The organism is Gordonia sp. (in: high G+C Gram-positive bacteria), from assembly GCF_020438995.1.
Classification (GTDB): domain Bacteria; phylum Actinomycetota; class Actinomycetes; order Mycobacteriales; family Mycobacteriaceae; genus Gordonia.
On sequence record NZ_JAGQTN010000264.1, the window covers coordinates 1 to 5,401 of the forward strand.

Consider the following 5,401-nt stretch of genomic DNA (forward strand, 5'->3'; position numbering starts at 1 on the left):
CCCAACGGAACCGAGGTGGACTCCGGTATCAGAGCCGACGACAAGGCCGTGTACAGCGGCTGGGTCGACGATTTCGCTGAAACAGAAAGTGATCAATGAGTAGAGCGGTACTGGTTCTGGAAAACGGCCAGGTGTTCACCGGGCAGTCTTTCGGTGCCGTCGGACAAACCCTCGGGGAGGCGGTGTTCTGCACCGCGATGACGGGCTATCAGGAAACCCTCACCGATCCGAGCTACCACCGGCAGATCGTGGTCGCCACCGCGCCGCAGATCGGCAACACCGGCTGGAACACCGAGGACGACGAGTCGCACGGCGGCAAGATCTGGGTAGCCGGATACGCGGTGCGCAATCCCACCCGCCGAGTGTCCAACTGGCGCGCCACCACCAGCCTGGAGGACAAGCTCGTCGAGCAGGGTGTGGTCGGCATCGCCGGCATCGACACCCGGACGCTGGTGCGGGTGCTGCGCGACCACGGCTCGATGCGCGCCGGTGTGTTCTCCGGCGACGCCCTCGCCGACACCGACGATCTGCTGAGCCGGGTCAAGGCGCAGCCCACGATGGCGGGCGCCGACCTGGCCGGTGAGGTGTCCACCGACACCGGCTACGTCATCGAACCCGATGGCCCGGCGCGCTTCACCGTCGCCGCGCTCGATCTGGGTATCAAGACCAACACCCCGCGCATGTTCGCCGAACGCGGCATCCGCGCGCACGTGCTGCCGTCGTCGACCTCGCTCGAGGTGATCAAGGACCTCAAGGTGGACGGGGTCTTCCTGTCCAACGGCCCGGGCGACCCGGCCACCGCCGACGCCACCGTCGAGTTGACCAAACAGGTTCTGGGGGAGGGGATTCCGTTGTTCGGGATCTGCTTCGGCAACCAGATCCTGGGGCGGGCGCTCGGGCGGGGCACCTACAAGATGAAGTTCGGGCACCGCGGCATCAACATCCCGGTCATCGACTCGGCCACCGGCAAGGTGTCCATCACCGCCCAGAATCACGGTTTCGCCCTCGAAGGCGAGGCCGGCGAGGAATTCGACACCGACTTCGGCCGCGCCCGCGTCAGCCACGTGTGCGCCAACGACGGCGTCGTCGAAGGCGTGGAACTGGTATCCGGACAAGCCTTTTCGGTGCAGTATCACCCGGAGGCCGCGGCCGGTCCGCACGATGCCGCCTACCTCTTCGACAAGTTCGCGACCCTGCTGGAAGGAACGAGGGCCTGATGCCACGCCGTACCGACATCTCCCACGTCCTGGTCATCGGGTCGGGCCCGATCGTCATCGGCCAGGCCTGTGAATTCGACTACTCCGGCACCCAGGCGTGCCGCGTCCTCAAGTCCGAGGGCCTGCGGGTGTCGCTGGTCAACTCCAACCCGGCCACCATCATGACCGACCCGGAGTTCGCCGACGCCACCTACATCGAACCGATCACCCCCGAATACGTCGAGAAGGTGATCGAGGCCGAGCGCGACGCCGGTCACCCCATCGACGCGGTGCTGGCCACCCTCGGCGGGCAGACTGCCCTCAATGCTGCTGTGGCGCTGCATGATCGGGGCTCGCTGGAGAAGTACGACATCGAACTCATCGGCGCGGACTTCGACGCCATCCAGCGTGGCGAGGACCGGCAGATGTTCAAGGACATCGTCGAGAAGGTGGGCGGCGAAAGCGCCCGCTCCCGCGTGTGCCACACCATGGACGAGGTCCGCGAGACCGTCGCCGAACTGGGCTTTCCCGTGGTGGTGCGGCCGTCGTTCACGATGGGCGGTCTCGGCTCGGGCATGGCCTACGACGACGCCGACCTCGAACGCATCGCCGGCGGCGGCTTGGCGGCATCGCCCACCGCGAACGTGCTCATCGAGGAGTCGATCCTCGGCTGGAAGGAGTACGAACTCGAGCTGATGCGCGACAACCGCGACAACGTGGTGGTCATCTGCTCCATCGAGAACGTCGACCCGGTGGGCGTGCACACCGGCGACTCGGTGACCGTCGCCCCCGCGATGACGTTGACCGACGTCGAGTACCAGAAGATGCGCGACCTCTCGATCGCGATCCTGCGCGAGGTGGGCGTCGACACCGGCGGCTGCAACATCCAGTTCGCGCAGGACCCGCGCGACGGTCGCCTCGTGGTGATCGAGATGAACCCGCGGGTATCGCGGTCATCTGCGCTGGCGTCGAAGGCCACCGGTTTCCCGATCGCCAAGATCGCCGCGAAGCTGGCCATCGGGTACAGCCTCGACGAGATCGTCAACGACATCACCAAGGAAACCCCGGCCTGCTTCGAGCCGACGCTGGACTACGTGGTGGTCAAGGCGCCTCGGTTCGCGTTCGAGAAGTTCCCCGGCGCCGACGACACCCTCACCACCACCATGAAGTCGGTGGGTGAGGCGATGAGCCTGGGCCGAAGCTTTGCCGAGGCGCTCGGCAAGGTTATGCGCTCGCTGGAGACCAAGGCCGCCGGATTCTGGACCGAGGCCGGCCGGCAGGATCCGTCGTCGGTGGACCTGCCCGCGCTGCTGGACTCGCTCAGAACACCCAAGGACGGGCGCCTCTACGGCATCATGCTGGCCTTCGATGCCGGCGCCACCGTCGAACAGCTCTACGATGCCACCGCCATAGACCCGTGGTTCCTGGCCGAGATCGAGGCCATCGGAGCGCTGGGCTCCCGGATCCGCGACGCTGCCGAGCTTGACGCCGAGTTGCTGCGCGAGGCCAAGAGCACCGGCTTCTCCGACCGCCAGATTGCCGCGTTGCGTAGCGATTTCGCGGATGAGGCCGCGGTGCGCGAGTTCCGTATCGAGGCGGGAGTGCGGCCGGTGTACAAGACCGTCGACACCTGCGCCGCCGAGTTCGAGGCCAAGACGCCGTACCACTATTCGTCGTACGAGCTCGATCCCGCGGCCACCAGTGAGGTGGCCCCGCAGACCGAACGCGACAAGGTGCTGATCCTCGGCTCGGGACCCAACCGCATCGGGCAGGGCATCGAATTCGACTACTCGTGCGTGCACGCGGCGCTGACGCTGTCGGAGGCCGGGTTCGAGACGGTGATGGTCAACTGCAACCCGGAGACCGTCTCCACCGACTACGACACCGCCGACCGCCTCTATTTCGAGCCGCTGACCTTCGAGGACGTGCTGGAGGTGTACCACGCCGAGGCTCAGTCGGGAACGGTCGCCGGGGTGATCGTGCAGCTCGGCGGACAGACCCCGCTCGGCCTGGCGCACCGGCTGCAGACGGCGGGCGTGCCGATCGTCGGCACCTCACCCGAGGCCATCGACCTGGCCGAGGACCGCGGCGAGTTCGGCAGGGTGCTCACCGACGCCGGGCTGCCCGCACCGGCCTTCGGCACCGCCACCAGCTTCGACGAGGCGCGTGAGACCGCGGGACGGATCGGCTACCCGGTGCTGGTGCGGCCGTCGTATGTGCTCGGCGGCCGCGGCATGGAGATCGTGTACGACGAGAAGTCGTTGCAGGACTACATCTCCCGCGCAACCGAGCTGACCCCCGATCATCCGGTGCTGGTCGACCGGTTCCTGGAGGACGCCGTCGAGATCGACGTCGACGCCCTCTGCGACGGCGACGAGGTATTCATCGGCGGCGTGATGGAACACATCGAGGAGGCCGGTATTCACTCCGGTGACTCGGCCTGTGCGCTGCCGCCGGTCACGCTGGGTCGCGCCGATCTGCAGATGGTGCGCGAGTCCACGGAGGCTCTGGCCAAGGGTATCGGCGTCAAGGGGCTGCTCAACGTGCAGTACGCGCTCAAGGACGACATTCTCTACGTGCTCGAAGCCAACCCGCGCGCGAGCCGGACCGTGCCGTTCGTATCCAAGGCCACGGCGGTGCCGCTGGCCAAGGCATGCGCCCGGGTCATGCTCGGGTCGAGCATCGCGCAGTTGCGTGAGCAGGGGATTCTGCCGCCCACCGGAGACGGCGGTGAGGCGCCCGCCGGCGTGCCGATCGCGGTGAAGGAGGCGGTACTGCCGTTCAACCGGTTCCGCCGCGAGGACGGCACCGGCGTCGACACCCTGCTGAGCCCGGAGATGAAGTCGACCGGTGAGGTCATGGGGATCGACTCCGACTTCGGTAAGGCGTTCGCCAAGTCGCAGTCCGCAGCCTACGGTTCGCTGCCCACCTCGGGCGCGATCTTCGTGTCGGTGGCCAACAAGGACAAGCGGGCGCTGATCTTTCCGGTCAAGCATCTCGCCGACCTCGGATTCACCATCCTGGCCACCGAGGGCACCGCGGATGTGTTGCGCCGCAACGGAATCACCTGCACCACCGTCCGCAAGCATTTCGAGGCGGTCGAGGGTGAGCAGGACATCGTCGAGAAGATCAAGGCCGGCGAGGTCGCGATGGTGATCAACACCCCTTACGGCAACTCGGGACCGCGCGTCGACGGATACGAGATCCGCAGCGCCGCAGTCTCAAAGAGCATTCCGTGCATCACCACGGTGCAAGGTGCCAGCGCGGCGGTCCAGGGCATCGAGGCAGCCATCAACGGTGCGATGGGTGTCGAATCGATCCAGAGCAGACACGGAGCGCTTATCGATGCACGGTGAGACAGATTCGGCACCAATCGGTTTCGGCGCGAGATATCTCGATGCGGTCGCCCGGCGCGGACGGTTCTGCGCCGGGATCGACCCGCACGCCGCGCTGCTGACCGAGTGGGGACTGACCGTCGACGCCGACGGTCTGTCCCGCTTCGCCGACATCTGCATCGAGGCGCTCGGTCCGGTGGCGGCGGTGATCAAACCGCAGGTCGCGTTCTTCGAGCCGTTCGGTGCGGCTGGTTTCGCCGTACTCGAACGGGTCATCGCGGGTTGTCGTGAGCGGGGGGCCCTGGTGCTCGCCGACGCCAAGCGCGGCGACATCGGCTCCACGATGGCCGCGTACAGCACCGCCTGGCTCGACGACTCGTCGCAGCTGTGCGCCGACGCAGTGACCATCTCGCCGTACCTCGGATTCGAATCGTTGCGGCCGGCCGTCGACCTCGCACACGTCTCTGGCAGGGGAGTGTTCGTCCTGGCCCGCACCTCCAACCCCGAGGGTGGTCAGGTGCAGACGGCGCACGTGCCCGACGGCCGGACCGTCGCCCAGGCGATCGTCGACGACGCCGCCGCCGAGAACGCGAACGGCGCCGCGACCGTCGGCCTGGTGGTCGGCGCTACCCGCTCACACGGTCTCGACCTGTCCGCGCTGAACGGGCCGATCCTGTCCCCGGGTCTCGGAGCCCAGGGCGCGACCGCCGCCGACATCCCGGAGGTGTTCTCCGGAGCCGACACCTGCTGGTTGCTGCCCGCCAGCTCGCGCGGGCTTCTCGGCAAGGGGCCCGATGTCGCGGCGCTGCGCGCGGCCTGCGAGTCCGTCCGCGACGATATCGAGGCGGCTCTGCGACCCGCTGACTGACC

General features: G+C 67.5%; 3 protein-coding genes. All 3 read left to right on the forward strand.

The features are described from left to right. Window positions 1-95 precede the first annotated feature (95 nt). From carA to pyrF, 3 genes are read left to right on the forward strand one after another with little or no spacing between them, the layout of a single operon-like run. The gene (carA, locus tag KDB67_RS18470; protein WP_291018906.1) at window positions 96-1,217 is read left to right on the forward strand and encodes a glutamine-hydrolyzing carbamoyl-phosphate synthase small subunit; all 1,122 of its coding nucleotides are present in this window, start codon (window positions 96-98) and stop codon (window positions 1,215-1,217) included. Then, on the forward strand, window positions 1,217-4,552 hold the full coding sequence (gene carB / locus KDB67_RS18475) for a carbamoyl-phosphate synthase large subunit (protein ID WP_291018922.1): 3,336 nt from the start codon (window positions 1,217-1,219) through the stop codon (window positions 4,550-4,552). Before carA ends, carB begins: the two co-directional genes overlap by 1 nt. Beyond that, complete coding sequence (gene pyrF / locus KDB67_RS18480; protein WP_291018927.1) at window positions 4,542-5,399, forward strand: orotidine-5'-phosphate decarboxylase; 858 nt, start codon at window positions 4,542-4,544, stop codon at window positions 5,397-5,399. Before carB ends, pyrF begins: the two co-directional genes overlap by 11 nt. Window positions 5,400-5,401: the final 2 nt, after the last annotated feature.